30 protein-coding genes are annotated in these 26,387 nt (G+C 47.5%); 11 read left to right on the top strand and 19 right to left on the bottom strand.

What is annotated here, in order from left to right; translation table 11 throughout:
- The first annotated feature begins 129 nt into the window (after positions 1-129).
- Positions 130-1,374 (top strand): glycosyltransferase family 4 protein, encoded by a 1,245-nt coding sequence (locus ACFQRK_RS01010; protein ID WP_379002746.1) that lies wholly within the window; start codon positions 130-132, stop codon positions 1,372-1,374.
- Positions 1,375-1,439: 65 nt separating this feature from the next.
- On the opposite strand, the gene ACFQRK_RS01005 is transcribed toward ACFQRK_RS01010, so the two are convergent.
- From ACFQRK_RS01005 to ACFQRK_RS00990, 4 genes are all read right to left on the bottom strand, one after another.
- Positions 1,440-2,042 carry a DUF4142 domain-containing protein gene (locus ACFQRK_RS01005; RefSeq protein ID WP_379002744.1) on the bottom strand — a complete coding sequence of 201 codons (603 nt, stop codon included), beginning with the start codon at positions 2,040-2,042 and terminating at the stop codon, positions 1,440-1,442.
- Positions 2,043-2,084: 42 nt separating this feature from the next.
- Entirely contained in the window at positions 2,085-2,705 is a 621-nt protein-coding gene (locus ACFQRK_RS01000; protein ID WP_379002742.1) for a hypothetical protein, read from the bottom strand.
- Positions 2,706-2,744: 39 nt separating this feature from the next.
- Complete coding sequence (locus ACFQRK_RS00995) at positions 2,745-3,371, bottom strand: hypothetical protein (protein WP_379002740.1); 627 nt, start codon at positions 3,369-3,371, stop codon at positions 2,745-2,747.
- A gap of 93 nt (positions 3,372-3,464) precedes the next feature.
- Entirely contained in the window at positions 3,465-4,232 is a 768-nt protein-coding gene (locus ACFQRK_RS00990) for a mechanosensitive ion channel family protein (protein WP_379002738.1), read from the bottom strand.
- A gap of 247 nt (positions 4,233-4,479) precedes the next feature.
- Between ACFQRK_RS00990 and ACFQRK_RS00985 the strand changes: the two genes are divergently transcribed.
- The 5 genes from ACFQRK_RS00985 to ACFQRK_RS00965 are packed head-to-tail and all read left to right on the top strand — an operon-like array spanning position 4,480 to position 8,847.
- Positions 4,480-4,731, top strand: coding sequence for a hypothetical protein (locus ACFQRK_RS00985; RefSeq protein WP_379002735.1), 252 nt, complete (start codon positions 4,480-4,482; stop codon positions 4,729-4,731).
- 12 nt (positions 4,732-4,743) lie between these two features.
- Positions 4,744-5,115, top strand: coding sequence for a hypothetical protein (locus ACFQRK_RS00980; protein ID WP_379002733.1), 372 nt, complete (start codon positions 4,744-4,746; stop codon positions 5,113-5,115).
- A 19-nt stretch (positions 5,116-5,134) separates the two neighbouring features.
- A complete protein-coding gene (locus tag ACFQRK_RS00975; RefSeq protein ID WP_379002731.1) occupies positions 5,135-6,907 on the top strand; it encodes a carbamoyltransferase in 1,773 nt (590 codons plus the stop codon).
- A complete protein-coding gene (locus ACFQRK_RS00970; protein WP_379002729.1) occupies positions 6,849-7,823 on the top strand; it encodes a glycosyltransferase family 2 protein in 975 nt (324 codons plus the stop codon). The genes ACFQRK_RS00975 and ACFQRK_RS00970 overlap by 59 nt, the downstream gene beginning before the upstream one ends.
- A gap of 10 nt (positions 7,824-7,833) precedes the next feature.
- Positions 7,834-8,847 carry a glycosyltransferase family 9 protein gene (locus ACFQRK_RS00965; protein ID WP_379002727.1) on the top strand — a complete coding sequence of 338 codons (1,014 nt, stop codon included), beginning with the start codon at positions 7,834-7,836 and terminating at the stop codon, positions 8,845-8,847.
- On the opposite strand, the gene ACFQRK_RS00960 is transcribed toward ACFQRK_RS00965, so the two are convergent.
- Genes ACFQRK_RS00960 through ACFQRK_RS00940 form a run of 5 tightly spaced genes read right to left on the bottom strand, consistent with a single transcriptional unit; the run spans position 8,794 to position 14,878 of the window.
- Positions 8,794-9,894, bottom strand: a complete 1,101-nt coding sequence (locus tag ACFQRK_RS00960; RefSeq protein ID WP_379002725.1) for a glycosyltransferase family 9 protein — start codon at positions 9,892-9,894, stop codon at positions 8,794-8,796. The genes ACFQRK_RS00965 and ACFQRK_RS00960 overlap by 54 nt on opposite strands.
- A 5-nt stretch (positions 9,895-9,899) precedes the next feature.
- Positions 9,900-11,387, bottom strand: coding sequence for a D-glycero-beta-D-manno-heptose 1-phosphate adenylyltransferase (gene rfaE2 / locus ACFQRK_RS00955; protein WP_379002723.1), 1,488 nt, complete (start codon positions 11,385-11,387; stop codon positions 9,900-9,902).
- A gap of 8 nt (positions 11,388-11,395) precedes the next feature.
- On the bottom strand, positions 11,396-11,980 hold the full coding sequence (locus tag ACFQRK_RS00950) for a D-glycero-alpha-D-manno-heptose-1,7-bisphosphate 7-phosphatase (RefSeq protein WP_379002721.1): 585 nt from the start codon (positions 11,978-11,980) through the stop codon (positions 11,396-11,398).
- Positions 11,943-13,886 (bottom strand): glycosyltransferase, encoded by a 1,944-nt coding sequence (locus ACFQRK_RS00945; RefSeq protein ID WP_379002719.1) that lies wholly within the window; start codon positions 13,884-13,886, stop codon positions 11,943-11,945. Before ACFQRK_RS00945 ends, ACFQRK_RS00950 begins: the two co-directional genes overlap by 38 nt.
- An 11-nt stretch (positions 13,887-13,897) precedes the next feature.
- Complete coding sequence (locus tag ACFQRK_RS00940; protein ID WP_379002718.1) at positions 13,898-14,878, bottom strand: glycosyltransferase; 981 nt, start codon at positions 14,876-14,878, stop codon at positions 13,898-13,900.
- A gap of 423 nt (positions 14,879-15,301) precedes the next feature.
- Here ACFQRK_RS00940 and ACFQRK_RS00935 point away from each other — a divergent pair, with 423 nt between their 5' ends.
- The 4 genes from ACFQRK_RS00935 to ACFQRK_RS00920 all read left to right on the top strand — a co-directional run bounded on the left by ACFQRK_RS00935 (position 15,302) and on the right by ACFQRK_RS00920 (position 17,600).
- Positions 15,302-15,949 carry a LuxR C-terminal-related transcriptional regulator gene (locus tag ACFQRK_RS00935; RefSeq protein ID WP_379002716.1) on the top strand — a complete coding sequence of 216 codons (648 nt, stop codon included), beginning with the start codon at positions 15,302-15,304 and terminating at the stop codon, positions 15,947-15,949.
- 11 nt (positions 15,950-15,960) lie between these two features.
- The gene (locus ACFQRK_RS00930) at positions 15,961-16,200 is read left to right on the top strand and encodes a hypothetical protein (RefSeq protein WP_379002715.1); all 240 of its coding nucleotides are present in this window, start codon (positions 15,961-15,963) and stop codon (positions 16,198-16,200) included.
- Between the two features lie 19 nt (positions 16,201-16,219).
- Complete coding sequence (locus tag ACFQRK_RS00925; protein WP_379002713.1) at positions 16,220-16,945, top strand: DUF72 domain-containing protein; 726 nt, start codon at positions 16,220-16,222, stop codon at positions 16,943-16,945.
- A 139-nt stretch (positions 16,946-17,084) separates the two neighbouring features.
- Positions 17,085-17,600, top strand: coding sequence for a ferritin-like domain-containing protein (locus ACFQRK_RS00920; protein ID WP_379002711.1), 516 nt, complete (start codon positions 17,085-17,087; stop codon positions 17,598-17,600).
- 96 nt (positions 17,601-17,696) lie between these two features.
- Here ACFQRK_RS00920 and ACFQRK_RS00915 read toward each other — a convergent pair whose 3' ends face one another.
- The 9 genes from ACFQRK_RS00915 to ACFQRK_RS00875 form a co-directional block, all read right to left on the bottom strand.
- Positions 17,697-18,059, bottom strand: a complete 363-nt coding sequence (locus ACFQRK_RS00915) for a response regulator transcription factor (RefSeq protein WP_379002709.1) — start codon at positions 18,057-18,059, stop codon at positions 17,697-17,699.
- Between the two features lie 27 nt (positions 18,060-18,086).
- Positions 18,087-20,081 carry a PAS domain S-box protein gene (locus ACFQRK_RS00910; RefSeq protein WP_379002707.1) on the bottom strand — a complete coding sequence of 665 codons (1,995 nt, stop codon included), beginning with the start codon at positions 20,079-20,081 and terminating at the stop codon, positions 18,087-18,089.
- 133 nt (positions 20,082-20,214) lie between these two features.
- Complete coding sequence (locus ACFQRK_RS00905; protein WP_379002705.1) at positions 20,215-20,679, bottom strand: hypothetical protein; 465 nt, start codon at positions 20,677-20,679, stop codon at positions 20,215-20,217.
- A 25-nt stretch (positions 20,680-20,704) separates the two neighbouring features.
- A complete protein-coding gene (locus tag ACFQRK_RS00900; protein ID WP_379002704.1) occupies positions 20,705-21,190 on the bottom strand; it encodes a hypothetical protein in 486 nt (161 codons plus the stop codon).
- Between the two features lie 48 nt (positions 21,191-21,238).
- Positions 21,239-21,700: a PA2169 family four-helix-bundle protein gene (locus tag ACFQRK_RS00895; RefSeq protein ID WP_379002702.1), complete on the bottom strand. Its 462-nt coding sequence runs from the start codon at positions 21,698-21,700 to the stop codon at positions 21,239-21,241.
- Between the two features lie 102 nt (positions 21,701-21,802).
- Positions 21,803-22,039, bottom strand: a complete 237-nt coding sequence (locus tag ACFQRK_RS00890) for a hypothetical protein (RefSeq protein WP_379002700.1) — start codon at positions 22,037-22,039, stop codon at positions 21,803-21,805.
- On the bottom strand, positions 22,036-22,287 hold the full coding sequence (locus ACFQRK_RS00885; RefSeq protein WP_379002699.1) for a hypothetical protein: 252 nt from the start codon (positions 22,285-22,287) through the stop codon (positions 22,036-22,038). Before ACFQRK_RS00885 ends, ACFQRK_RS00890 begins: the two co-directional genes overlap by 4 nt.
- Before the next feature lie 180 nt (positions 22,288-22,467).
- Positions 22,468-23,652, bottom strand: a complete 1,185-nt coding sequence (locus ACFQRK_RS00880) for a phosphatidylserine/phosphatidylglycerophosphate/cardiolipin synthase family protein (protein WP_379002697.1) — start codon at positions 23,650-23,652, stop codon at positions 22,468-22,470.
- Entirely contained in the window at positions 23,652-24,806 is a 1,155-nt protein-coding gene (locus tag ACFQRK_RS00875) for a hypothetical protein (RefSeq protein WP_379002694.1), read from the bottom strand. The genes ACFQRK_RS00880 and ACFQRK_RS00875 overlap by 1 nt, the downstream gene beginning before the upstream one ends.
- A 152-nt stretch (positions 24,807-24,958) precedes the next feature.
- Here ACFQRK_RS00875 and ACFQRK_RS00870 point away from each other — a divergent pair, with 152 nt between their 5' ends.
- A complete protein-coding gene (locus ACFQRK_RS00870; RefSeq protein WP_379002693.1) occupies positions 24,959-25,639 on the top strand; it encodes a DUF421 domain-containing protein in 681 nt (226 codons plus the stop codon).
- Positions 25,640-25,645: 6 nt separating this feature from the next.
- Here the strand turns inward: ACFQRK_RS00870 and ACFQRK_RS00865 are convergent, their stop codons facing one another.
- Positions 25,646-26,383, bottom strand: a complete 738-nt coding sequence (locus tag ACFQRK_RS00865; RefSeq protein WP_379002691.1) for an MBL fold metallo-hydrolase — start codon at positions 26,381-26,383, stop codon at positions 25,646-25,648.
- Positions 26,384-26,387 lie beyond the last annotated feature (4 nt).

Genomic DNA, 26,387 nt, shown 5'->3' with positions numbered 1-26,387 from the left:
CACTGTTAGTACCCATACAGCGGTTCGGATGTATGAGAGAAAATCGTCAACCACATATCCAAACCTTGCAGTGCAACAGCCGCTTGTGGCAAAATGCTTGTAAAAACTTTATACTGTAATTTTTAACTGATGAGGATAGCTTATATTTCTACCTGCCAGCCCCGGGAATGCGGTTTGGCCACGTTTAACGAAAACTTAGTCCAGGCAGTGGATCAACACATTCCTTTCTCCGAGCATGGCAGCTTTATGGTGGCGCTGAATGATTCGGACGATAAACGCCAATATGCATATGATGACAACGTTAAATTTGTGATTAGCCAGGAGCGACTGTCGGATTACCAAGCAGCCGCAGCTTTTATCAATGGCAACGGCGTGGATATGTGCTGCATCCAACACGAATTTGGGATATACGGTGGTCGTAGCGGCGTTTACCTGCTCGCGTTGACCCGCTTATTGAAGGTTCCGTATACCGTAATATTCCATACGGTACTCGCGCAACCCGATCCGATTCAGCTTTCTATTGTCAAACGGCTTTCCGCCCGCGCAGCCGCAGTTGTGGTAATGACCAAAAAGGCTGTTCAATTGCTACGATCCGTTTATAACCTATCGTCCAACAAAATTAAGGCCATTCCACATGGTGTACCCGATTTCGATAAACCAGACCTAACGGTCATCAAATCACACCTTGGGTTGCCTACCGGAAAAATCCTATTGACTTTCGGATTGCTCGGACCCAGTAAAGGCTTGGAGACTACCATCCGTTCGCTACCGGCGATATGTCGGCAACATCCCGATGTCCGATATGTGATTCTTGGAAAAACGCATCCCGGCATCTTGCGGAATTTTGGCGAAGATTACCGTAATAGCCTGATGGAGTTAGCCAAAAAACTGGGCGTTGAAGATCACTTAATTTTCATCTCTGAGTTCGTGCACGAGAAGAAACTTCACGCGTACTTGTCTGCATGTGATATATACATTACCCCCTATCCCAATGAGGCCCAGATTACAAGCGGGACCCTTTCCTATGCCATCGGTGCCGGCGCTGCTGTGGTCTCCACTCCCTATTGGCATGCCGCAGAATTACTTAAAGGCGACCGTGGTAAATTATTCGATTTTAACAATGATCGACAACTTTCGACCATTATCAATGAACTGTTAAACAATCCATCCGAGTTAAAAAGCCTTAAGCGGAATGCTTACCGCCATGGATTGTCTTTACGCTGGCCAAAGATCGGCAAACAATACGCGCAGCTGTTTAAAGCGCACGTAAAAACTGAGGAGAGACCGTCGTTGCCTGAACAAGCGCTCATGCAGGTAACCTCGTCATTCAGCCGTACCCTTACCTGGAATACGCTTGAAGTGAAAACCACCTAAAAAGACAAAGCCCGCAAACTCGGTCTGCGGGCTTTAAGTAAGCATCGATGATAATGCCTATATCGTTACGGCAATACCCGTTGTACGGTCGTTGTGTCCATCGGACTAATCGAATCCCGGATGGCTTTGGCCGCTTCGTGGTGCTTTTTCAACGCCGGAAGCGTCTTGGAAGCAAACGCCTTTAGATCAGAATTCTGCACATCGGATGCCGCGTCTTCAAACAAAGATATCACTTTGTCGTGGTCTTTGACCATCAGATCCATATAGTCCTTGTCAAATTCGGCACCGGACTTTTCCCGGAGTTTGCGCTGTTTTTCTACGTGATCCTCACTAGCCACCGGTGGCAGCGTTATGTTATGCCGGGTGGCAATTGCCATTAACTCATCATTAGCCTTCTGATGATCATTCACCATCATTTGGGCAAAATCCTTAATCCGCTGATCGGTCGCTTTTTCTTGGGCGAGCTTACCTAATTCAACTTCCGCCAAGCCCGCGTCTGCGGCCTTTACGGCAAAATCCGCATCCTTTTCATTGACCATAGCAGTGGTATCATTCACATCCTGTGCCTGTTCCACACTATCATCGGCCGTTCGCCGGTTGGTGTTATTGCACGCCGCGACTCCTATCGCGAACAGAATCAGTACTAAAAAAAATTGTAGCGTTTTCATGATATTTCAATTTGATAAGTTCCTAAATTAGTTAACGAAAGCTCAATTCCGTTTTACCAGCCCCTCGATCAAGCTCTTCCATTGTGGGTATGAAAGCCCCAGCTTTGCCCCCAAACCGACAGCGGCGTTTCTCGTATTGTCGACCATAGAATCCGTATCCGTATTGGCCACCTCGTTCCTGCCGTGATATCGCGCGATAACTTCCAGCCCCTTTCGTTCAACGATTAAGGTAGACGTGGCTTGCTCATCGAAAAAATGTGCGGTTTCTTCACTTAATTTTAAGGGATTGTCGGTAGGACGGAGTGTAAGGGAACACAAAGTGTCGTTTATTTCCGTTATGTTCTCCACAACCACCCAGTCGTACCCGTCGCCCGTAGATGGACCCGGGCCGGGTATGTCGATCCGTATTTTGTCACGCTCCGCTGGTCGGGATTTGACCGCTTCACCGCCGTACGGATCGGTCAGCACAAACGTAGAAAGCGGGATTTCCGCCAGTTCAAACCAGCGATTCACATCTAACAAACGGTGTTTCGCCAACATAAAGAAAGCATGGGCGCTTTCCGCATCGGGCAGCACCACCTTTGCTTCCAAATCGAGCTGTTTGCCCGTGTGTTGAGCGGGAATATCGGGCGGCGACAGCTTTTCCTTCTGATCGTTTTTCATGATGACTATCTCTATCCTTTCAGCGATAAGCTTTTGCGATTATCCGGTAGTCTCGGTCGGGTCGTCCGATTGAATTTGCTTGTCGCCCAGTGGATCGCGTTCGTCTACGGGGGGGACATCAAGCGGTTCAATGGGCCGGTTGGGATCATCGCCGATGGGTTCGTCATCGTCACGTCTCGGGTCGTCAAACGGGGGCACTTCCCCTTCGTTTTCCCCTTCATCCTCTTCGGGACCGTCCACAATTGGGTTATTCGCCCCCCCTGCATCATCTCTAACTGGATATCCTTCTTCATCCAAATCCCCGCGCTCGTCTTCCGGTGTCTGCGCAAGTTGCCGATCCGTCTCATCCAATTCAGCCAGCTCATCATCCACGGCTTCATCGTCCAACTCGGCAAGTTCTCCCTCTAAGGCCGATCGTTTGTCCCGGTATTCATCGGCAGTATAGGGATTTTCCTCATCATATGTAGAGTTATCATCTTCACCTTGCGGGGCAGCGGTATTATATGGGTCAGGATGCTGGTATTCGCTATCGGCCGTTTCCGGATCCAGCTCGAAGCTATTTTCTTCCTCATTGAAGCGCAGGTCTTCTCCGGTGGGCTCTCTCGTTTCGTCGGAATCTTCCACATCAAGCGGAATCATCGGCGGCTTTTTCGTATTGGGTATCATAATTCACTCCTTTTTTAAGTCTTGACTACTACTGAGTACTTTCTATACGTTAGACAAATGGTCTGCGTTTTTGATTTTAGTTTTTAAAAAAACTCAATTCAGTGTCTTGACAGCCTTTAGCAATTTTTCCTGTACGGTTAACCGAGCGTCTGGATAACTTTCTTCTTCCACCCACACAGAAATTGAAATTCGGTAGCCGTCCGGCTCAAGCACACCGATGCCGATCACGTGGTCGGCGTTCACAAACAAATCATTAGCGTCGCGCAGTGTTTCTGTTATTACGTGTTTTGCATGCTCAAAATCGACGTCATACTTTACTTTTAACTCCAAATCGAGTCTCCGTTTGCCCGCTTGGCTCATATTGACAATTACCTCATTGGAAAGCTTGCTATTCGGTACAATAACCGTTCGGTAGTCCTGTGTGAGGATCACTGTGAAAAATAATTGGATGGATTGCACTCTTCCTTCCTGCCCCTGCGTGAATATCTGATCTCCCACGCGGAACGGCTTGAGCATAAGGATCAGTACACCACTGGCAAAATTCTGCAACGTACCCGACAACGCCAGCCCTGCCGCTACGCCGAACGCTCCGACCAAAGCGGCAAACAAAGTCATCTGCAGTCCCATAACTTGAATGACAAGTAGAACGAGGAGGATGCGCAGCGCTAACACAATCAGGTTGGAAAGAAAGACTTCTAAAGTGGGGTCCCAATTTTTCCGGTCGACTTTCCGTTTGATCCAGCGGGTTAATTGCCTGATTAACCACATCCCGATTAACAAAATAAGGATACCCATCAGCACGCGGGGCGCCTGATGAACTATCCATTCCGCAAAACGGGTATAAAGCTTTTCTATCTCCATAAGCGGTTACAACTAAGCAAAAAGCCTACCCTCTGTATCATTGAGCGAACGGATTGTGCCAACTGTACTAAATACCACATACACTGTCCATATTTGAAAAAACATTGTTTTATAAAAGGGAAAGCCGCTGCTCGATCGACGAGCATTTTGCGAGAAAAAGTGTCCTCTCGGGCGTAAACACCAGCAATTGATCTACTGGCATCTTCTATGCATCCGTTTTGGAAAAACAAAAGAAAGGAGTACGATTATGGCTTTACAAGAAAATCTGCAGCATCAGGAGGGTCAGACCACTAAGGCAATTGAAGAACAAACCGCTAAATTACCATCGAAACTTTTTCTTTGCGCGGCGTTAGGCGCAATGGCTGTCTCGCTGGCCTTAAAAATTTCGGGTCACAAACACACGGCACTATTTGTCGGGCAGTGGGCAGCGCCGTTTTTGCTGTTGGGCACCTACAATAAAATCGTGAAGACCCTCGGGCATGATCAACAGGACCGGTAAAATGCTATGCCAATGGTTGAATCAGGAAACAATAGAGCGCTAACCAACGTCTTCCTTTTCCAAGGTGCTTATTTTGTGATCACAGGCGTATGGCCATTACTAGGCATGGACAGTTTCATCGCCGCCACAGGTCCTAAACAAGACACGTGGTTAGTTGAAATGGTCGGTTTGCTATCGGTATCCATTGGAATCACCTTTATAGTTGCCAGTTTGCGTAAACAAAAACTGCCGTTGGTATTAGGTTATTCGGTGGCGCTCAGTTTCCTCTTCATGGATCTTATCTATGTCATCAAGGATGTAATTAGCCCGGTCTATCTATTGGATGGCGCCATTCAGTTTATCTTTATTTCTGTCGTAACTTTCCTGGTGATCAAAAACCCCTAACTACTTAATCCAGAACAATATGTACACATTAGGTATCAACGCCGTTTTTCATGATTCAGCCGCATGCATCGTTAAAGATGGGCACTTGCTAGCTGCTGTTGAGGATGAGCGATTTACACGCATAAAACATGGAAAACGGCCGATCCCGTTTTCCACTTATGAATTGCCCTTTCATGCAATTAGCTATTGCCTACAAGCTGCCGACATCCACTTAAGAGATGTGGACCAGGTGGTGTATTCATTTGACCCGTATCTCCTGATCGATGAAAAAAAAGCGACGGATCTGCATCTTTCCATTCCTTTTCACCTGAAAGACTGGGACCCGGCCGATCCGCAACCTTGGGAAAATCTGTTTTTATCGTCGATTATCAATGCGCCGGCTCAACTAGCAGACGGTTATCCGCATCATCTGCAAAAGCGGTTTAAAGATGCCAAGCCGGCGGATTGGGAATGGCATTTCATTGAGCATCATCTTTCCCATGCTGCCAGCGCTTACCTTCCTTCTCCATATACGGAAGCCGCGGTGATGGTACTCGATGGGCGAGGCGAGAGGGCCACCACTTCGTATCACATAGGCGAGCAGCAGAACCTAACGCGGCTCGGACAGGTAGACCTGCCGCACTCTCTGGGCCTGCTGTATGAGGAAGTGACCACATATCTGGGATTCCTTCATTCATCTGACGAATATAAAGTTATGGCGCTGGCTTCTTATGGAAAGCCTGCCTACGTAAAAGATTTCCGGGATATGGTATGGCTGGGAGAACAAGGTCAATACCGTATCCAGCAAACGCAGCTCGAAGCACGTTTCGGGCCAGCACGGCTGCGTGACGAGCCCTTTACCCACCATCATTTCGATATCGCCCGCTCTCTCCAGTACGTCTTGGAAGAGACGGTGCTGGAATTGACGTTATGGCTGCACAGCGAAACGAAACAACGTTGCCTGACCTTAGCCGGGGGCGTGGCGCTCAATTGTGTGCTTAACGCTCGAATCCGTGACGACGGACCTTTTGAGCAGGTTTGGGTGCAACCCGCAGCAGGCGATTCCGGCACGGCGTTGGGTGCAGCATTGTGGGCAGACGCCAAGTTACGCGGTGAACGTGAAAAAGTATTCGTGATGAATCACGCTTATTGGGGGCCTTCGTATAACGATGACGCAATTGGCGATTTCCTGAAAAAAGCAAAGGTCCCCTATGTACGCATGGAGAACGTCGCCGAGGAAACTGCCGAATTGCTTGCTGCCAACCGCATTATCGGGTGGTTCCAGGGCGCCATGGAATACGGCCCTCGGGCACTTGGCAGTCGGTCCATCCTGGCTTCACCTATCCTCCCTGAAATGCAGGCGTGGCTCAATGAGGTCAAAGATCGTGAAGATTTCCGCCCTGTGGCGCCTGTGGTAACCGAAGAAGATGCATCCCTTTGGTTTACGGATGCCCAACCCTCCCCCTTTATGCTTTTTGTTAATCAGGTGGCTTCCGATAAAGTGGATGTCATACCGGCGGTCAAGCACGTGGACGGGACGGCACGTATACAGACAGTGAACCGAAAACAAAATCCTCTGTACTATGATCTGCTTAAGGCATTCGAACGGATAACCGGCATTCCTGTGTTGATCAACACATCGTTCAACACGGTGGGCCGACCAATCGTTTGCAGCCCGAGGGATGCACTCGAATGCTTCTGGACCTCGCCTTTTGATGTATTGGTTATCGGATCCTTTTTAATTTTAAAAAACGATGGAGACAAAGATATCCGTGGTCATTCCCACGTACAAACGGCCTCAGCTTTTGATTAATTGCCTGAATGCACTCGCACGCCAGGCATTGGATAAGGCAGCTTTCGAAGTCATCGTTGTAAGCGACGGACCGGATATACAGACCGCTGAAGCTATTGCGCGTTGGCATGCCACGCAGCTGACGTTAAATTTCCGTTATCTATCTACGCCAACCAAACGCGGACCGGCTTCAGCCCGCAATACTGGATGGATGGTCGCCAACGCACCACTTATTGCTTTTACGGACGATGACTGCCTACCAGACTCTGGTTGGTTAAAGGCATTCGTTCATCAGTATCGCCGCGAGCCCTACATTGCAATGACCGGCTGTGTGCATGTGCCGCTGCCATCGCAGCCAACGGATTTTGAATGGAACACCGCACAGCTGGAAACCGCAGAGTTCGTTACCGCCAATTGCTGCTGTTCAAAAGAGGCCTTGCAGCTCGTTGGTGGATTTGATGAGGCGTTCGGCATGGCATGGCGTGAAGACAGCGAACTCCAATTTAAAATGATTATGAACGGAATCCCGGTTATACGTATCGAGCAGGCTTGCGTACAGCATCCGGTGCGGTCAGCTCCTTGGGGAATAAGCCTCCGCGAGCAAAAGAAAGGACAATACAACGCGTTGCTTTATAAAAAATACCCAGAACTGTTTCGAAATAAAATCCAGAAGCACCCTGTCTGGCATTACTACATCGCAATATTGCTGTTTATGACCGTATGCATAGCCGTGGTGTTCAACGCATCGCTGTTGGCACAGTTAGCATTCGCCGGATGGATACTTTCCATTGCTATTTTTTCATGGAAACGCTTACGCATAACCCGTAAATCAATGAGTCACGTTGCGGAAATGATCGTTACTTCGGCGTTCATTCCCTTTGCTTCGATTTACTGGCAATGGTATGGCGCTATTAAGTACCGGGTCCTGTTACTTTAACCGTTACCACATGGAGCTTACCAATATACGGAAAATAGTCCTTTTTCGGGCCCTTCAACTCGGAGATCTGTTGTGTGCAATTCCGGCTGTACGCGCGTTGCGTCACCGTTGGCCGGAGGCAAGCGTCACGCTCATCGGACTGCCTTGGGCAGAACAACTCACACGTCGTTTCCCCATGTATTTCGACGCATTCGAACGTTTTCCAGGATACCCCGGACTTCCCGAACAGCCCTACACAGTAGGGGATTTACCTCCGTTCCTAGCACGCATACAGTCGGAAAAATTTGATTTAGCCGTGCAAATGCAAGGTGATGGCACCTTAGTCAATCCCTTAGTCGAGCTATTTGGGGCCAGGCATACGGCTGGATTTTATAATGAAACCAGTTATCGTCCACCCGGTGATCTATTCATCCCTTATCCTTCCCATGTGCACGAGGTTTGCCGCCACTTGCTGCTGATGCAGCACTTGGGAGCTCCGCACCAGGGAGTAACGATGGAATTTCCGCTTACCAACGAAGACTACGCCGATCTTGAAGCGCTCCGCCTGCCGATACAACCGGGCGGATACGTTTGTGTTCACCCCGGAAGCCGGGCGGCGTGGCGTCAATGGCCTCCTTTAGCTTTTGCAAACATGGCAGATCGGTGTGCCAAATTAGGCTATGACGTGGTCCTTACCGGGACAACGGATGAGATACCTATTGTAGACCAGGTGGTGCAATTCATGCGCGCCACACCGATTGTCGTAGCGGGGAAAACCTCGCTGGGAGCAATGGCTGTGCTTATTAAGCAGGCCAAAGCCATTCTTTCCAACTGCACGGGAACCTCACACTTGGCGTCGGCTTTGGGAACACCGGGCGTTGTCATCAGCATGGATGGCGAACCCAATCGCTGGCGTCCGCTTAATAGAGCTACGCTGGTTACCGTTGACTGGATTCAAACCCCCGATTTGACGGTTGTGGAAGAGGCACTCTTAAACAAGCTGGCTCTCCCACTGCCTATCGAGCAATCCGTCAATGGCGTCTAGAATATTATCGATTGCAGGCAAGCTTACCTTTTCGGAGTACAACAAGCGATCTACATGGCGTATCACCTCATTACGGCTTTGGAGACGCTCTTCGGGCACACTATAGGGAAAGAGCGAGTATGGACAACGCCAAGGCGTATGCTGTGGATTGGTAAGGGCATACAACACGACCAGCGGCCTTCCCAAGGCCGCAGCCAAGTGGATGGTAGCCGTATTAACGGACACCACCAAAGCCGCATGCCGGATAACGGCAGCGAATTCGGTGATATTCAATAGACCGCCGACTGAAAAGGTTCCCGCACCACAAGCGGCACAAAGCTCGCCAGTCAAATTCTGATCCTTGTCGTTACCCGTGAACAGTACCTGCTGTGTCGTATGAATAGCCAGGAAACGCTGCGTCAGCTCGATCCAACGTTCGATCGGAAAAGCACGTTTGGGTTCGCTTACACCTGCATGAAAAATCACAAACGGGCGCTCCACATCTATACCCATTCGACTTAATTTTTCCCTCGCTTGTATATCGGAGCTATCTGGAATTGTAAGGGTTATTCGATCATCGCTTGAATAGGCGCCTACTTGCTCCACCAAATCCAAATCCCGCACAACCTGGTGCCGGATGTGTGAGTAAGGCTCGGCGTCCGGCACCCAATGTGTAAGCAATCCATACGGGTTCTCGCGGCAATAGGCCAACCGGCGCGGAATACCGGCCTGCCAAGCCAACATGGCCGTGGGTAGCGGGTTTTGACTGTATACAGTAAATATCACGCAACCATCAAAGGCTGCGATATTAAGTTGCGAAATTAGGTTATCCAAATAGGCGGTGGAAATCGATGATGCATGCTTCGCCCATGGAAGGTTAGCCACCAGCGTCTCATCGACCTCAGGCAGCAGTGCGGAAGCTAATGCGCCCGCTTCGGATGTAAGCAGCGTAATTTTGCAGCCAAAACTTCGTTTTAATGCACGAATAGCCGGACTGCTCATTAACACATCACCAATGTTATCCGGACGGATAACCAACAGATTCGCGCAGTGATTCCAATTGTCCATAATCGTTATACAATCGCACTTTTATCGTGTGTGTGTTCATAAATGCGCCGAATCAATTGAGTGGTAGACCGATTAGCGGTAAGCGGGATCAACTCGACCCTGCCACCCAGCGATTCCACGAGTTTTGCTTCTGGCAGTTCGGATAGTTGGTAATCCCCGCCTTTCACAAAAACATCCGGTTCCAACACATTGATGAGCGTTGTTGGCGTATCGTCCTGTACGCATCCAAAGACGACCAAATGATCCACGCATCCCAAACCCGCTAAGACGGAGAGTCGATCCGATATACCATTAATGGGTCTTTCTGACCCTTTCAGCCTTCGGATGCTTTCATCGTCGTTCACTCCGACAATGAGGACATCACCGAGTCTTTTTGCCTGTCTCAGGTAGTTGACGTGACCACTATGCAGGATATCGAAACATCCATTGGTGAAAACGATGCGACGTCCCATACTTTTGTAGTACCCACGGATTTCCCGAAGGTGTTTTAACGATGTCACCAGTTTCTGTTCGTTATCCAATTTGGCCAAAAGTTCCAGGTGCGTACATAAGGACACCGTTTCCTTTTCGATTGCCACGGTAGCCGCGGCAGTAGCCATCGCGGCTGCACGTTTCGCATCGGCCCCAGCGAGCAATCCCAGTGTGCAGGCGCTGATAAACGTATCCCCCGCGCCGCATACATGCGGGGAAACTACGGGAATTGCTCCGATATGAAAAGCCAGCTTGCCTTTTTCAAACCAAAGCGAGCCTTCTTTATCCAGCGTCAGTACCGACCAATGTGCGCGGGTCCTATGATATAATTCCGCACCACACCTTTCGAGCAGAGCCCTTCTGTCCTTTGCGCCCCGCTCGTAACCCAAAAGTTGCAAGGCTTCCGGATAATTGGGTTTTACCAAGGTAGGCTCCATCTCCCGGAAAAGCGCTAACCGCTTCGAATCGATTGCGACGAATTTCGGTTGTTTCCGGATTAAGTTGCAGAGGCAATCTATAATAGCTGGCGTGATCACTCCTTTGTGATAATCGGCCACGATGATGCCGTCGCATGCGCCAAAATGGCGCTGCACCTGTTGAATCAGCTGTTGCTGAGATATTACGGAAATCGGCGTATCGTCTCCCCGGTCGATCCTTGCCAGCGGATGGCCATCGGCTAAAACCCGGGTTTTCACCAGGGTTTTCCTTTCTTTTTCCTGAATCAGGCCGTCGGACGAAAAACCCGCTTCAACGGCCATCGCACACGCCCGATCGGCTTCGGCATCGGCGCCGATAACCGAACAAAAAATCACTTGTGCTCCCAGCGCCCTCACGTTTGCTGCCACATTAGCTGCCCCTCCCAGCACCCAGTTGTCCGATTGCACGTCCACAACGGGGACAGGAGCTTCGGGAGACAGTCGCGTGCTATCTCCTTCGATGTATTCATCGAGAATGAGATCGCCAATAACCAGGATTTTCTTTTGCTCGAATTGTGCCGTAAATTGCCAATTATATTTTTCCATATCCGGTATTATTTATGATTAAACTTCCTGCTTATGATTAAACTTGCTGCTTCACTAAAACTGTCGGCGATAAAGGAGGGGTTCCGGTACCCGTTGTGTTCCTTCTGCCTCTCACGCCGAAGTTCGTCGACCAACACGGTTTTGCACCCCGCTCGGTTGCCGGCTTCTACATCATCGAGTATATCGCCCACCATCCAAGAATCCCGAAGGCTTATCCCATGGGTTAACGCAGCTTCTATCAATAAGCCAGGAAGAGGTTTACGACAATGGCATCGCTTGGTGTATGCTTGCACCGTGCCCTCGGGGTGATGCGGACAATAATAAAAGCCCGTTAATGCTATGCCGTTTTGACCAAGCAATTGCTGTAATTTATGCTCCACATCACGAAGTGCCTCTTCCCTGAAATAGCCCTTGGCCACGCCTGCTTGATTGGTTATAACGAAGAAAGAAAAACCCTGCAGGCTTAGTAACCGGAGTCCGTCAGCCACACCCGTCAACAACTCGATTTTGTTAGGGTCGGCGTTGTAGGGAACGTCTCGGATTAACGTACCATCCTTATCCAAAAACACCGCTCTTTTGTTTGGTATACCCATGTTTTGCTTGGCCATTTAGTGACATCGATAAATCAACTGCATCAACCAATGACGACGTTCCCGATAGTTGTCGTCCTACCGAATCATACGCAAGTTGCCGCTCGACGATGGTGCAGAGCAAATGAATGATGTGGAGGTGCAATTCCTGAATCCGTTGTGTATTGCCCGAAGGCACGACGAGATTGATATCACCTTTTGCCACCGCCTGACCACCACCGTTGCCCAGTAATGTCAGGCAAATCATCCCCAATTGCTTGGCCCTGTCCATAGCGTTCAACAGATTGGGCGAATTACCGCTCGTGCTAAGACACATCAATATATCGCCTGGACGACCGTACGCTTCTACCTGACGAGCGAAGACATCGTTAAAGCCGATATCGTTAGACCACGCCGTAAGCATCGCTGGATCGGCCATCAAGGAAATAACCGGCAATCCTACCCGATTTGGCATTTCAAATCGGCCTAGTAATTCGGCCGAAAAATGGAGGCTCTCCGCCGCGCTGCCACCGTTGCCGCAAACCAGTACTTTGCCTCCTTTTTCGAATGTTCTCGTGAGCGTGTTACCTGCGTATAATATCGTATCGGTAAGACTATCTGCCGTGAGCCGAAATGTATCCGCAGCCTCCGAAAACGCGTCGGCGATCAGGCGCCTTTCGTCGTTCGCCCTGCCCAGTTGTTTTGCGATAAGTCCACGGTACACCTCCTCCATCTGCTGTGCGACTTTCTTCCAGGTAAAGCACTCATTTACTCGTTTTATGGCGTTTTGCCGTAAGTATAGTTGCAAGTCTTCACTTTTAAGCACCAATTCGAGCTTGCGGGCGAGTCCCTGCGGATCCTTTGGCCGCACTAAAAAACCGGTCTTACCATTGGCAACGCTGTACTGAATTCCACCTACTTTAGCACCGATCACAGGCGTTCCGCACGCCATGGCTTCCAAAGGTGTAATGCCAAAAGGCTCATACCAGGGCGTCGACACAAATACGTCGGCAGCGGCATAGAAATATTTCAGCTGTTCTCTATTTTTCCGGCCTTCAAATGAGACGATATCCGCCACTCCCAATTCAGTGGCCATTTCCATTAGCCGCCGATATTCCGGGTCGGCGTGGAGGTGTGGTTTGTCGTATTCTCCGCCAACAATTACCAGCTGGACATCCGTTGAACTTTTACGTAACTGTGCCAAAGCTTGGATAACCGTGTCAATACCTTTGCGGGGTACCATCCTACCCAATTGTAAGATAATTTTGCGAGTTGGATGGAGATCCAGAAGCATCCTGGCGTAGGCCTTGTCAATTGGGTGGAATTCATGCGGACTGAAGCCGCAGGGTACCATGGTAATTTTTTTAGGGTCAGCTCGGTACAACTGCATCAAATCCGCTTCATCCTGTGGGCACTCCGCAATGATACCGTCAGCCACCTGCATTATCTGTGCCTCAACATCACAGCGTTCCTCCGGAAATCGATCATTTTCCCGCTGATGCATCAATCTCACCTTTCCCAAGGCGTGGAAGGTAATCACAAATGGAATGCCCAACCGCGCCTTGAGCTTCATAGCCACATAACCTGACATCCAGAAATTGGCGTGGAGCAAAGCATACCGCTTTGGCTGCCGTGCCATAAATGTTTCCATGGATTCAGTAAACGCGTCCATGTACTGGAATAAGGACTCCTTTGGCAATTGCTTAGGTGGTCCAGCGTCGACGTGTATAATCCGCACGTTCGATAGCCATTGTACTTCTATGGGCAACTTTGAATCGTCCCTCCGGGTAAAAACATCAACCGTATAACCCAACGCCGCCAACTGCCGCGCGAGTTCGCCTACGTAAATGTTTTGTCCGCCACTGTCTACACCGCCCAGCATTGCCAGGGGTGAAGCATGTTCACTGATTAACGCGATCGTTTTATCCATGATATATCGTTCTAAAAGCTATGTAAGCTTGTTATGAATTGCTTATCAATCACTTGTCTAAACAGGTTTTCCCACTCCTGCACAAACCGTTGGATGTTAAAGTTCTCCAGTGCGTAGCGACGGGCATTGGTTCCCATAGACTTAGCGAGATCTGGATTTTCAAGCAAAAGAGTCATTTTATCGACGAGGCCTTTCGGATTGAGATCTAAAAAGCCATTGAATCCGTCGCGGATATGCCGCACCATTTCCGTGGTAGCCAAACCGATTATGGGCATCCCATAGGTCATGGCCTCACATACCGCCAGCCCCATGCTGGTATAGCGAATGGGGTTAAACATAAATCGGTATTTGCCAGCAAATGCCGGCAATTGAGGATGCAGTACTTCAGGCAGCCCATAGGAGCCAGCCCCCATGCCTACCAAATCGAGAGGGATCTGCTTACGCAGTTCCAAAAAGAGGTCAAACCCCAACATGCGTCCGCGTTTGGGCAGGTTATTGATAATTACCAGTCCCTTATTCAGTTCTCCGCTGTAGGTATATCCGTTATCCACGACACCGTGTTCGATAACCCGTGCATCCAATTGGCCGTTGTCCCACATCAATTTATTGAAATACGTTACGTGAACCAAGGTGACGTCACTTCCGCATGCGATATGCGCCGTGTCTGTAGGATGCCCCCAGGGTGGGTCGTGCTGTAAAAAAATTTTCGGTAATTCACGCTGGCTCGGCGATAGCACATCGTATTGATCCTGTTGATAGTTCGCGGTGGTTTGAAACAGAATGAGGTCGAGGTCGAGCAACGGCACATCGTTAACATCCACCTCATGTACATTGGATCCGAAAGGGAACGTTTTTCCCCGACCGTAATAACCTTCTGTACGTTCTTTATTTACCGGTATATAAAGTTCGTAATTTCCCTGCGCTAAATAATACAGGTAGCTTCCGTGTACATGCCACGTAAAAATATGCAGTCGTCGATTGCTTGCGTTCATTGCGGCTTTATTATTTTTATTAATATGAGAGACACTTGTAGGCGACATCCACCATCACCGTATACCTTTATATACAAAGTGAAGGAAATACCAAATCCGACAAGGAATGGGAGTCAAGCGATGTACCACCTCATCGAATAGGGGAAAAATTATTTACCTGACCCGCTTCCATCTAGAGACAAAGCACTTACCTACTGATCGTTATCGCAAAAAGCAGTTTGCTTGGCATGTATAAACATTTTCATAAAGTTGCTTTGGCCTGTTTTTAGGGTAGTTTGGTCTACCATTCTTCAATGTACTAAAAAGCAAACTCCTTGTCGATTAAGGGAAAGTATCTTAAAAAAACTAAAACCTTTATAACCGTTGAAACGTATTCCTTACGACTGAAAACGAAGAACTATTTAACGATTGAAGGATAAGATTATGGAAGACTCAGCAAAAATCATTTGGGCTTCGCCTCAAACACTCGCCCGAGATGGCATCGTTGCGTTACTAAGCCAAGAGCCCGATTTCACTTTTGCAGAAATTGTCTCTAAACGAGAGGACATTGCGACAGCGCTTTTATCTAAGCCCACCATTAATTTATTGGTTATTGACCATGCATTTCTTGATGGCAGTCCGGGATACATCATTTCGTTAAAGCAAAGAGCTCCAAAGGTGAAGGTTCTTGTTTTGTCGGGAATTGAATACAACGAAGATATCCTTAGTATAGTAAAGTCCGGCGCGGATGGATACATTGTAAACGAGGCCAACAAAGATGAACTTGTTTTTGCCATTAAACACATCCTTAGCGGTAATACGTATATCTGTACAGCGCTGTATTTAAAAGTGCTGGAATCTATTACCGCAACGGATTTCGGTAGAAATGGGCAGACCGTAGAATTTTCTCCAAGAGAAGAACAAATCTTGAAACTTATCCTCGAAGGGTATTCGAACCAAGAAATCGCTTATCAACTCTTTACGAATAAGCGGACCATTCTCAAATACCGGGAAAGTCTACTGCAAAAGACGGGCGCGCCCGACATCGGCACGGTAATTCGTATTGCGCTGCAACAAGGGGTATTAAACTGATAACATTGACCATGGAAAAATCCGAAGATACGTTTGAAATTATCTTGCCAGGAAGACTGACGGATAGGCCTGTGCTCGTTCGGCCGGAACAAACCACGGATGGGATTCCCATTTACCATTGTTTTCTCGACGGGACTTCTATCAGCCAACTGAGACAGGAACCCTCGGGAGAATGGGTGCAGATCTGGGGGAATTTTTCCCCTGAAATCGTTCAACAACTGGGGGCTCGTATTATTCAACACAGGGGATAACCATACATACATCGATTTGGTGGCGACAAAGATCTATATCGGTACATCGGGCTGGCATTATAAGCATTGGAAGGGAGTTTTCTATCCCGAAAAGCTGAAAGAACGTGATCAGCTATCCTTTTATAGCAAGTCGTTTTATACGGTTGAAATCAACAATTCATTTTACCGGCTACCCAGCGAAAGTACCTTCAACAACTGGAAAGATCAGGTACCAACGGATTTCCTGTTTGCCGTAAAAGCAAACCGCTATATAACACATTTAAAAAAGCTTAATGAAGTAGCCGAATACACCAGAGATTTCGTCCAACTAGCTAACCATCTCGGAAAGAAATTAGGTCCCTTTTTGTTTCAATTACCCCCCTCTTGGAAATTAAATCTCGATCGTTTGTCGAATTTTGCAGAGATACTACCGAAGGGATATCGTTACGCATTCGAGTTCAGAAATCAGGATTGGTATGTACCCGGCGTTTACGAAGTCCTCCGCCACCATAATTGCGCATTCTGTATCTATGAATTGGCGGGTCACCAATCTCCTATTGAAATTACAGCTGACTTTGCATACGTCCGTTTGCACGGCCCCGGAGGCAAATACCAAGGTAAATATTCGGACGCGACTATGTCTGAATGGGCCGATCGATGCCGAGCGTGGAAACAGAAGGGCAAAGATATATTTTTCTATTTCGACAATGACGAAAAGGCTTATGCAGTTGATAATGCAAAAACCTTGGCTGAACTTCTCACCTGAAACGTATGAAAAACGCGAAACCAAGTAGATTTCTGAAGACACAGATACACCTAAAAGAGGACACTGTGGGCGCTAATTTCGCATTAGCGGTAACGGCATGGAAACTGATAATAAATAGAACCAACTAAATATTACGATCATGGCAAACAAAACAAAAAGCAATTCGAACATGCCCAATGGGCATTTGCATGAATTATTTGTGGACGAACTCCGCGACATTTTAGGGGCAGAAAAACAATTGCTGAAGGGATTGAAAAAGATGGCTACAAAAGCCGAGGGCGAAAGTCTCAAAGCAGCTTTCGAAGAGCATCGTATGCAAACCGAAGAGCATGTGGAGCGACTCAAAAAGGTATTTGCGTTTGTCAATCTATCTCCGCGAGGAAAAACCTGCAAGGCGATGGAGGGTTTATTGAATGAAGCTGACGAAATTATGGAAAGCTTTGAAGATGCAGCGGTACTGGATGCAGCGCTCATTTCAGCGGCTCAAAAGGTTGAACATTACGAAATCGCCAGCTATGGTTGCTTGGTCACATATGCCAACTTAATGGAGCACCGTGAAGCAGCCGAATTGTTGAGCCAAACCCTGGAAGAGGAAAAAAATACCGACGTCAAACTGACAGAAATCGCCATGCAAGAAGCAAACATGGCAATGTAGCGGTATTTGAATAATCCCAGCCCCCTTTGCACCTTTCCATCACAACAAACACGGCGTACATTACCGGTGCAAAGCGGGGCATTTTAGTCTGCTTTTTTAGTGAAAGTGCATTTGTACTGTCCGTAAAAACGACTTTATATCAAATGGTTTACCAACAAAATCATCCGCATCCTGAGCCCGGTTATCGTTCCGGTAATCTTCGTAAGCAGACATTACCAATACCGGAACATGCCGAGTGGCATCGGCCGATTTCCATTCTCTGCAAACGTCCAAACCATTTCCATCAGGCAACATCACATCAATAATCAATAATTGAGGTAATACATTGTGCTCCGTGTGCCGTTTGAAAGCGGCAATACTGCCAAACACAGAGACCACATAACCCTGCTCCGTGAGAAGAAAATTAATAAGTTCGCCAATATCGGCATCATCTTCCAATACATAGATTGTTCTTTTCATAGTTCGAAACTAAAATCCGGTAATTAGTTAAAGAAATTTAGAAGGTTGACGCCGGGGGATCGAAAAATAAAAGGTCGAACCTTTTCCTAGACGGCTATTGACTCCAATGTGTCCGCCGTGCCGATCAATAATCTCTTTACTGAGATACAGCCCAAGTCCCAATCCAGCCATCTTTGAAGTCCCTTCAACCTGATAAAATCGAGTAAACACTTTCTCCTGTTGGTCGTGGCCCAGTCCCATCCCTTCATCCATTACATGTACGCTTACCTCCTGAGGGGATGATTCAAGCGTTATACGTACATTATTTGCATCTGGAGAGTATTTTATGGCGTTGGTTATCAAATTGATCATGACTTGTTCCATGCGTTGCCGATCGGCCTCAACCACGTAATCTCCCCGGGTGTTGTTGACAAAAATCGTATGGGTTTGATTACTGAAATGAAACGTTTCTACCACATCGAGTACCATTTCGCTCAAGTCAAAAGTTTCCAGATGAAAACTCAGTTTGCCCGCTTCGATCTTTGAGATATCCAATAGTTCCGATATCAACGCATTGATCCGCTCCAGTTGTTTTAGCGCTTTGGTAAGGAACCGCCGGCCTACCTGGTCAATTTCCGACCGTTCCAATATCTGAAGATATCCCTTCGTCGTAGTCAACGGGGTTTTAAGTTCATGGCTCGCTAATGCGATGAATTCATTTTTTTTAAGATTCAGGGTGTTTACCTCTTCCAAAAGCCATGCGTTATCTAACGTGACCGCAACGAGGGATGCAATGCTCCGCATCATGTCTTCGTCGGCCGCATTGAACAGATCAAAGCGCGTGTATCCAAAAAACATGGCTCCGATCAACAATTTATCTACAGAACGGATGGGGATAGCCAAGCAATGTTGAATACGAGGTAGATCAGGGTATTTTGGCAAGTCAAACAATGAAAGTATATGCGGGACTTTGCATACATCGTCAAATCTGACCGAGTCTTCACCTGAAAAAACCGCATGGATAAGGCTATCTTCCAAATCGACGCTATACTCATCCGGATGAATCGCAATTTCAGATGCTGCTATTGAAACCGATAGCTTTGACCGGCCTTCTTCATCCGTTACCCGATAAAAACAAAGCCCCAAATCGGCTGCTACCAGGTGCGTGGTTGAATTAATGACCGTTTGAATAATCGATGGCGTATCCAGCTTTTCGGAAATCACCCGCCCAATTGCGTGCAAGGTTTCCAATTGCTGTTCGTGGAACTGGATCGTCTGCTCGCGCTGAATCTGATCCGAGATGTCTCGTGCAATTTTGGAAGCACCTATAATTTGCCCCTGTTTGTTGCGCATGGGCGAGATTGTAAGAGATACGGGTATTTCCTTTCCCGATTTAGTGACTCGGATGGTCTGATAATGATCTACTTTTCTACCCTCGCTAATCTCTTGGAGAATGATTTTCTCTTCGCTTTTAAGGTGGTTTGGAATCAGTGTTTCGATTGATTTGCCGATAATTTCGCTCTCGGAATAGCCAAAAATACGTTGAGCGCCGTTGTTCCAGCTAATGATAATTCCATTGAGATTTTTGCTAACAATGGCATCATTGGATGATTGAACGATTTCAGAAAGGATGGTCTGCCGTTCTTCAAACTGCTTATACACAGTAATATCAACCAGGGTATTATGTGCGCCGACCAATTGACCCGTCGATGATCGGATGGGTCTCGGACAGACTAAAACATTTCGTTTTGTGCCATCGGCCCTCTCAATGACCAATTCCACCTGGCAAACATCTTCCTTGCCATCAAACAATGCCGCCATCGGACTTTCTTCTGGACGCATCGGACGTCCATCTGGATAATAAACAGCGGCCGCTCCTGACCATTTAGCGTCGCCTGGTTCAGGACGTTGGCCCCATAGCGAAACTGCCGCCTCGTTGAACGCAATAATGTCCCCGGTGCGATTACAGATGTAGCTTGCTATAGGCGAAGCCAAAAACAATTCCTTGAAGATACTGTCATCTACGGCATTTAATTCTTTCATTTAGACAAATTGTGCTCATTCATTGCCTGTTTAAAAAACAAAGGTACAATTGTCTTGTACATATTAAACTATTCGATACAATAAGTTCATATCAGATCCGGACGGTTGATAGCACACAAAAGCGAAAAGTATATTACACAAATTGCCGTTCCCTATATAACGATTTATATTGGTGATAAAACGCGGCTAATTCACGTTTCTGGATAGCAATTAGTTTATGTAAAGAAGATGCCGTAGATGTATGTTTTTCCGCATAACGATACGCTTTTAGCAAGGCTCGTTCGCCTTTGTCAAAAGCAACGCAGATTGGCATAAGAGTCGATTTGGGGAATAAAGTTTTGACAATCCGCCATGCGCGCACAATTGTCCCGCTTGGGTTTCCCCGTTTGGGGAGGTCGTGCGCCAATTCCAGAAATTGCAACTCCAGCGCTTCCTGAAAACGCTGGCTTTGATCAACAATTTGCTCCAAGATTCCCCGCAACTCCAAGTCAGAAGTATTGCTACTTGCTTTTAATGCAAGCTGATAATTCCATATTCGTTGGCCATTCACCGTTATCAGATCGTTGATGATTTCCAGGGTATCGTCTAATCGATTCATGGCATTTGATGTCTACGCCTAGATACTAAGATACAGCTGCTAACTGCTGGGCGGCATGGTGATTGCCCAACCTTTCAAAATGTGAGATCCAACCACGTGCATCGATCAGCTCCCTTTTCTGCCGGTTTACCAGTGCCCTCAACGGTGATTGCAATCCGTCAGTTCCCTCAACGCTATGATATGCAATCAAAAGTGCATTTTCACCCGATCGGCATTTCTCGAGCGAATAACTGGGCATCCGGCTGGAAAAAACCGCTTTTACAACCGACCAAGCCAAGCCAAACTGCCCACCGGTGGTTAACTGCATTTCCGTAAGTCCGAATTGAGCGCCCATCTCGATGAGTTCCAGTTTCATTGCCGTGCTCTGCTTAATAAATGCCTCGAATAGGGTGGTTAAATGCCGTTCGTCTGCGAGAAGTCCGTTGAGCAATGCCTGATAGCCATTAATCCGTTCACTATGGAATGCCACCAAATCTCGGAGGCATTCCATTGTTGTTTTTAGGTTTTCCATGATGTTGGAAATATGTGTTGATTATATTTATTTGTACGTGCGCAGAGATTAACCGACTTTTTCGCGATCTCTGAGTTGCTTGATGTGGTCATGCGATGCCAACAATTGTGTTTTTTGATTGGCAATAAGCGCACGTGCCGAGGTTGAAATCCCTTCCTCTTTCTCGGCTTCCCTATAGGCCTTTTGAGCAGCATCTTCTCCATATTCGCAACTTTCCAGGACGGCCTTGCGATCATCCATGGCAAACGCCTGTCTCACATCCATCCACATGCGATATACCTTTCCCGAGGTTGTCGTCTCGTCCTCTACTCTATTTTCCCATGCACTGATATGTTGCTGAAGTTCTGCTTTCAAACGTTCACTTTGTTCCATCAAACTGCTGAACAATGCTTTAAGATCGACATCGGCAACCGGCAATTCCGCTATGGCCTTTTCGTAACCTGCGATCCGGTCGTTGTTGATCTTGATTAAATCATTCAATACTTCGGCGGTTTTCTTCAAATCTTCCATAATTTCTCCTTTCTGTTACTTAATTATTTTGCCTTCCGGCTTTTGTTTCTATCGGGGTTGACAATCGATGGATGTCAATTGTTTGAAAAATCTCAGATATCTTCAGCTTAACGAATTGTACCGAGCGTAGGGGTGCAAGGCATCGCCGATAGCGGAAATAATTTCCGGGTGAATATCGTCATCAATCACCTCCCATTCGCCGTTTCGTTCAAGAATGACAAATGAGTCTTTCTCGGGTGTAATAATCCGCCACCCTTGTTCGCCGTTATAATCTTCCGGCTGAGCCAATAAACTAATTGTTTCTCCAGTAATCGGCTCTTTTATAATAAGTCGCCTCATATTTTCTCCTCCTCCATTTCTAACAAGTCAGCAATTTCCTGTGTTAACTGTCCCTTGACATGTTCGGCGGCAGCTTCATCGTCGGCATCACCTCTGAAGTCCCGTCCGGGAGCCGCACTGTTTGCCGGGATTTCCTGTAAAATTCCGCCAAAGTGGACGACTCCCGTCGTTCTTCGTGGATGTTCCAGCCGTTTACATACATCGCTTTTAGTACCAGGGGTGACTCTGAGCTTGCACCTCCTACGCATACTGTTCAAAATGATTTCCATATTACTTTTCCTCCTGATCAAGTGAAATCGATAACCATTCCAATCGAGCTACCGATCTTATCGGCTACCTGAATGCATTGTTTAGTGATGCGATTTGTTTATGCGATCTTTTTTTCCGAACACTGGGTTGTTTTTTTAGTACAGCAAGGCTGCAAAAATTCAACTTTTAGCTACATCTTGTTTCATGTAAAAAGTACCTAAAAAGAAAATCAAGCGCAGAATCTTAAATGCCAACCAGCGGAACAACCGGTTTACGAGCGTGTTTTCCGCCGCAAAATCATCGGCCTTTATCCGTATGCAATCGGTCTCCATGAGGTGGGTTAACTCACGGATTGTATGTCGCACAAAGGCTTTTCCTTCCACGTCGAGGTTCAGCTCTATACTTACGCGTGCGCTCAGATCATTTACGTTGAATGAGCCAATGGTCATCCACAAGTCATCGCAGGTAGCAAGCTTGCCGTGGAGCATATTTCCTGTATATTCATAAATCTCAATTCCATGCTCAAGGAGCCATTCGTACATAGACCGCTCAGCATCTTTTACCAGCGGGACATCCATGCGGCTGCAAACGATCAATTGGATCCTGACGCCGCGCTTTATCGCCGTAATCATATCCTTCCGAACGGTGGTTCCGGGCAGAAAATAGCTGGAAAGTAAAATTATCCGGTCGTGGGCTTTTCGAAAAATTTCCTTGTACGTCCGGCTGATATCAGATTTACGGCGCACCCAATCATTGCGGCGCATGCGGATACCACATACCGCCTCATGGCCAAAATCTATCTGTGCAGGGGAAGGGCGGCATTTTTCGGGCATGGCTCTGATGCGCTGGGAGTTTTTCCACATTGTCCAAGCCAATTCACACAGTCGTTGAGCTATTTCTCCTTCTACACACAACGCAAAATCAAGCCAGGCCGGTTTGCCGGGCGTATCGTTATACCGGTCGCCGACATTAGCTCCCGACACGACGACATAACGCGCATCCACCACCAGCAGCTTTTGATGCATCCTGCGACCGATGTAGAAATGTTTGCTTTTAAACAGTGGCTCGAAAACACGAAAATGCACCCCATTCTCGACAAACTGCGATGTAAATGTACTTTTCAGGCCCTGTGAGCCATAACCATCCACCAACACATGGACATCCACCCCGCGCTTTGCAGCGTCAATTAAGGCATCGGCAACCAATTGTCCGGTGGCATCTGCCTCGTATATGTATACTTGTAAGTGGACGCTTTCCTGCGCACGATTGATCAGTTGAACAAGCAATGAAAAGAAAGTCCTACCGCCCGTGAGCAACCGTACTTTGTGATTGGAAGAAAAATCCGAATTAGGATTGGCAACCATTAGAACCGGTTAATCGATGCGGCCCCGGTTTCTGAAGGCATTTTTTCTTTTGGAAGAATCCATACCTCACCCCCATGCCGCAGTACAAGTTCCGCCAGGTCATCCAGTATATCATCAACGGCGCCATCCATGTCGTCCAAGTAGTACTGAACATGGTCCCGGTCAATTATCCGACCGCCTATGATACGGTTTTCTTCAAGCAACAGGGTCGCAACCTTACCGTCGAACGCATCCCTTACAATCTCTTCCAGTTGATCTGCTCCGAGTTGTTTGGTGGTAGCGTGACGATATTGACCAATCATACTGTTCAAGCGTTTGTTGTAATGGGGTTCAAACACCTCCCCGGCCGCTTCCCGGAGAGCATCCCCAGACAATGCTGCAGCATTGATGGCGATTCCCTCCTCCACAAGCTGGTTATTGCGGCTTATCCGTCTGAACATATGCTGATGTTCGGGAAGTGCTGCCAAGATCAGCGGAAGTCGTGTAGGAACTGAATACTTCACGGTGACTCCCCGGTCAACCGATCTGAAAAATTGTTCGACGTCATTATCGATATCCGTCTTCCGTAATCCATGGTTCTGCGCTACCTCCCACTTTTCCCCTGTTGCCGTGTGATATGCAGCCAAAGTCGCGTGTAGATCGCGTAATTCGTGATCCAACGCATCCATCATCGATTCGGGAATATCTCCCTGGGAAAGATCGATTTCATCCAGCTGGTACCGATTGCCTTCAAACAGTTGTGCAGTGTTTGTGCTAAGCACCAATACATGATAACGGTCGCTGCTTTGCAGGTATTTTAATAACGGTTTTGTGTGAGGGCTGTCTGCGACAATTGCCAATGGCTGGACCCTCGTAGGTAATCGATATATGTCAAAGGCATCCCGTGTTGCAAATACCGCCAACCCTTCCTTCGAATGTTGCCAAAACCGATAATCTTCCGCCAAAGCCTCAAACCTGGAAAAGACATTTTGGATGCCCCGGTCTCTCGCGTATTCGTTCTTCAGGGGCTCGAACTGTTCCACCAGTTTTTTAAATACATCCGAATCCTGTGCGTTGTCGGGATGGGTGCGGTGTGTGGGCATATATACAGAGAAGACAGGCCCCTCCTGATATCCCATTAGCGTGCCAAGTTGTTTTTCAGTTAGCGTTGCCATAAAAATCGTCTTAAGGGTTCAACAAACAAAGCGGCCAAGTGACTGCCTGTATTACCTTCAACAGCCATCCTCTTCAATTGTTGGGGGATTTGCAAGAAAACATTTCGTTACCGGAAATTGTATCTATAGCACGCTTACACTTTTTCAACACCATGGATTGGGAACGTATTTTTCTTCACGAGGTCGACGGTCGATTTGTCCTCGAAGTCGTCTTCCGGACCACATTGATGTTTATTGTCGTCATGGCTGTTCTCCGACTATCCGGAAAACGGGGAGTACGGCAATTGTCAATCTTTGAACTGGCTATTATCTTGAGCTTGGGATCGGCAGCCGGAGACCCGATGTTTTACGATGACGTGGCAATCATACCTACCGTTTTAGTATGCGCCACGGCAATAGGCCTCTATCGTTTGGTAACTTGGCTAATGACCAAAAGCGAACGATTCGAGCGGATTCTAGAAGGCGAGCCGGTATATATTATCGAAGATAGTGTCATGACGATCAAGGATGACGCCAAAGATAGCCTCTCGATAGACGAGTTCTTCGCAGAACTTCGAGACAAAGGCGTTGAACATCTCGGCCAGGTCCGGACCGCCATCTTGGAAACTAACGGCAGCATGAGCGTCTTTTTTTATCCGGAAGATGAAATTAGGTATGGCTTGCCAATTTTACCCAACGTATACCGAAAGCACGTACGTGTAATTACCCAACAAGGCCTGTATGCGTGTATATATTGCGGTACACTTCGGCAATTACCGCCCGGACAACATTCGTGTAGTCGCTGCAACCATCATGAATGGGTGCAAGCGATCAACACTAAACGGATAACTTAACAGTTCTCATAAAACAACATTCAACCCGTCATGCGCGCAGGGATGACGAATTTGATCGCGATGTCGAATCATTTCATCGCCCAGATGTGTAAGTAATAATTGCTTGTACAACAGTTGGTCATCATAGGCCAACAACGTCTCGTAATTCATGTGGCCTTTTACTTCCGAATGGTAATAATTGCATTCGCAGATAAATAAATCAGCATCCCGGGCCAATTCAATCAGCATCGGAGTCCAACCCGTATCACCCGTAAAACTGATTATTTTCCCTGCGACGCCTAACCGTAGTCCATGAGGCAATGTATCTACGGCATGCTCGACAGGAAACGCGGCTATTTCGAGGTGATCTGCCTGCAGTACACCATCTATCCGATAGTTCTTAAAAATCAAGTTCAGTTTGTTCAGCACATTGCTTCCCGGATAAAGCTGATCCAAAAGTCGTGTAATCCGTTCCTTGCCCGTGGGAGGACTGATAATAGTCAGCGGTTTTTCACGGTTTCTGACAGCCTCTTCCAACAGTAAAAAAGGTACTCCGCCATAGTGGTCACCGTGAAAGTGGGAAATCACGATGGTATCAATATCATCTATTTTTATTCCCTGTTTCTTTATCCCACAATAGGCGGTTGCTCCGCAATCAATAAGTAAATTGGTATGTGGAGCTTTGATGGAAAAGCAGGTGTGCAATTGTCCGCCACTTGTAAAGGCATCCCCACAACCGATGATGGTTACCGTTAATTCTCCCATTTGA

Source organism: Parapedobacter sp. GCM10030251, from assembly GCF_042666505.1.
Taxonomy (GTDB): Bacteria; Bacteroidota; Bacteroidia; order Sphingobacteriales; family Sphingobacteriaceae; genus Parapedobacter.
The sequence above is the reverse complement of the archived record's forward strand: the minus strand, read 5'-3'. Positions and strand labels throughout refer to the sequence as shown.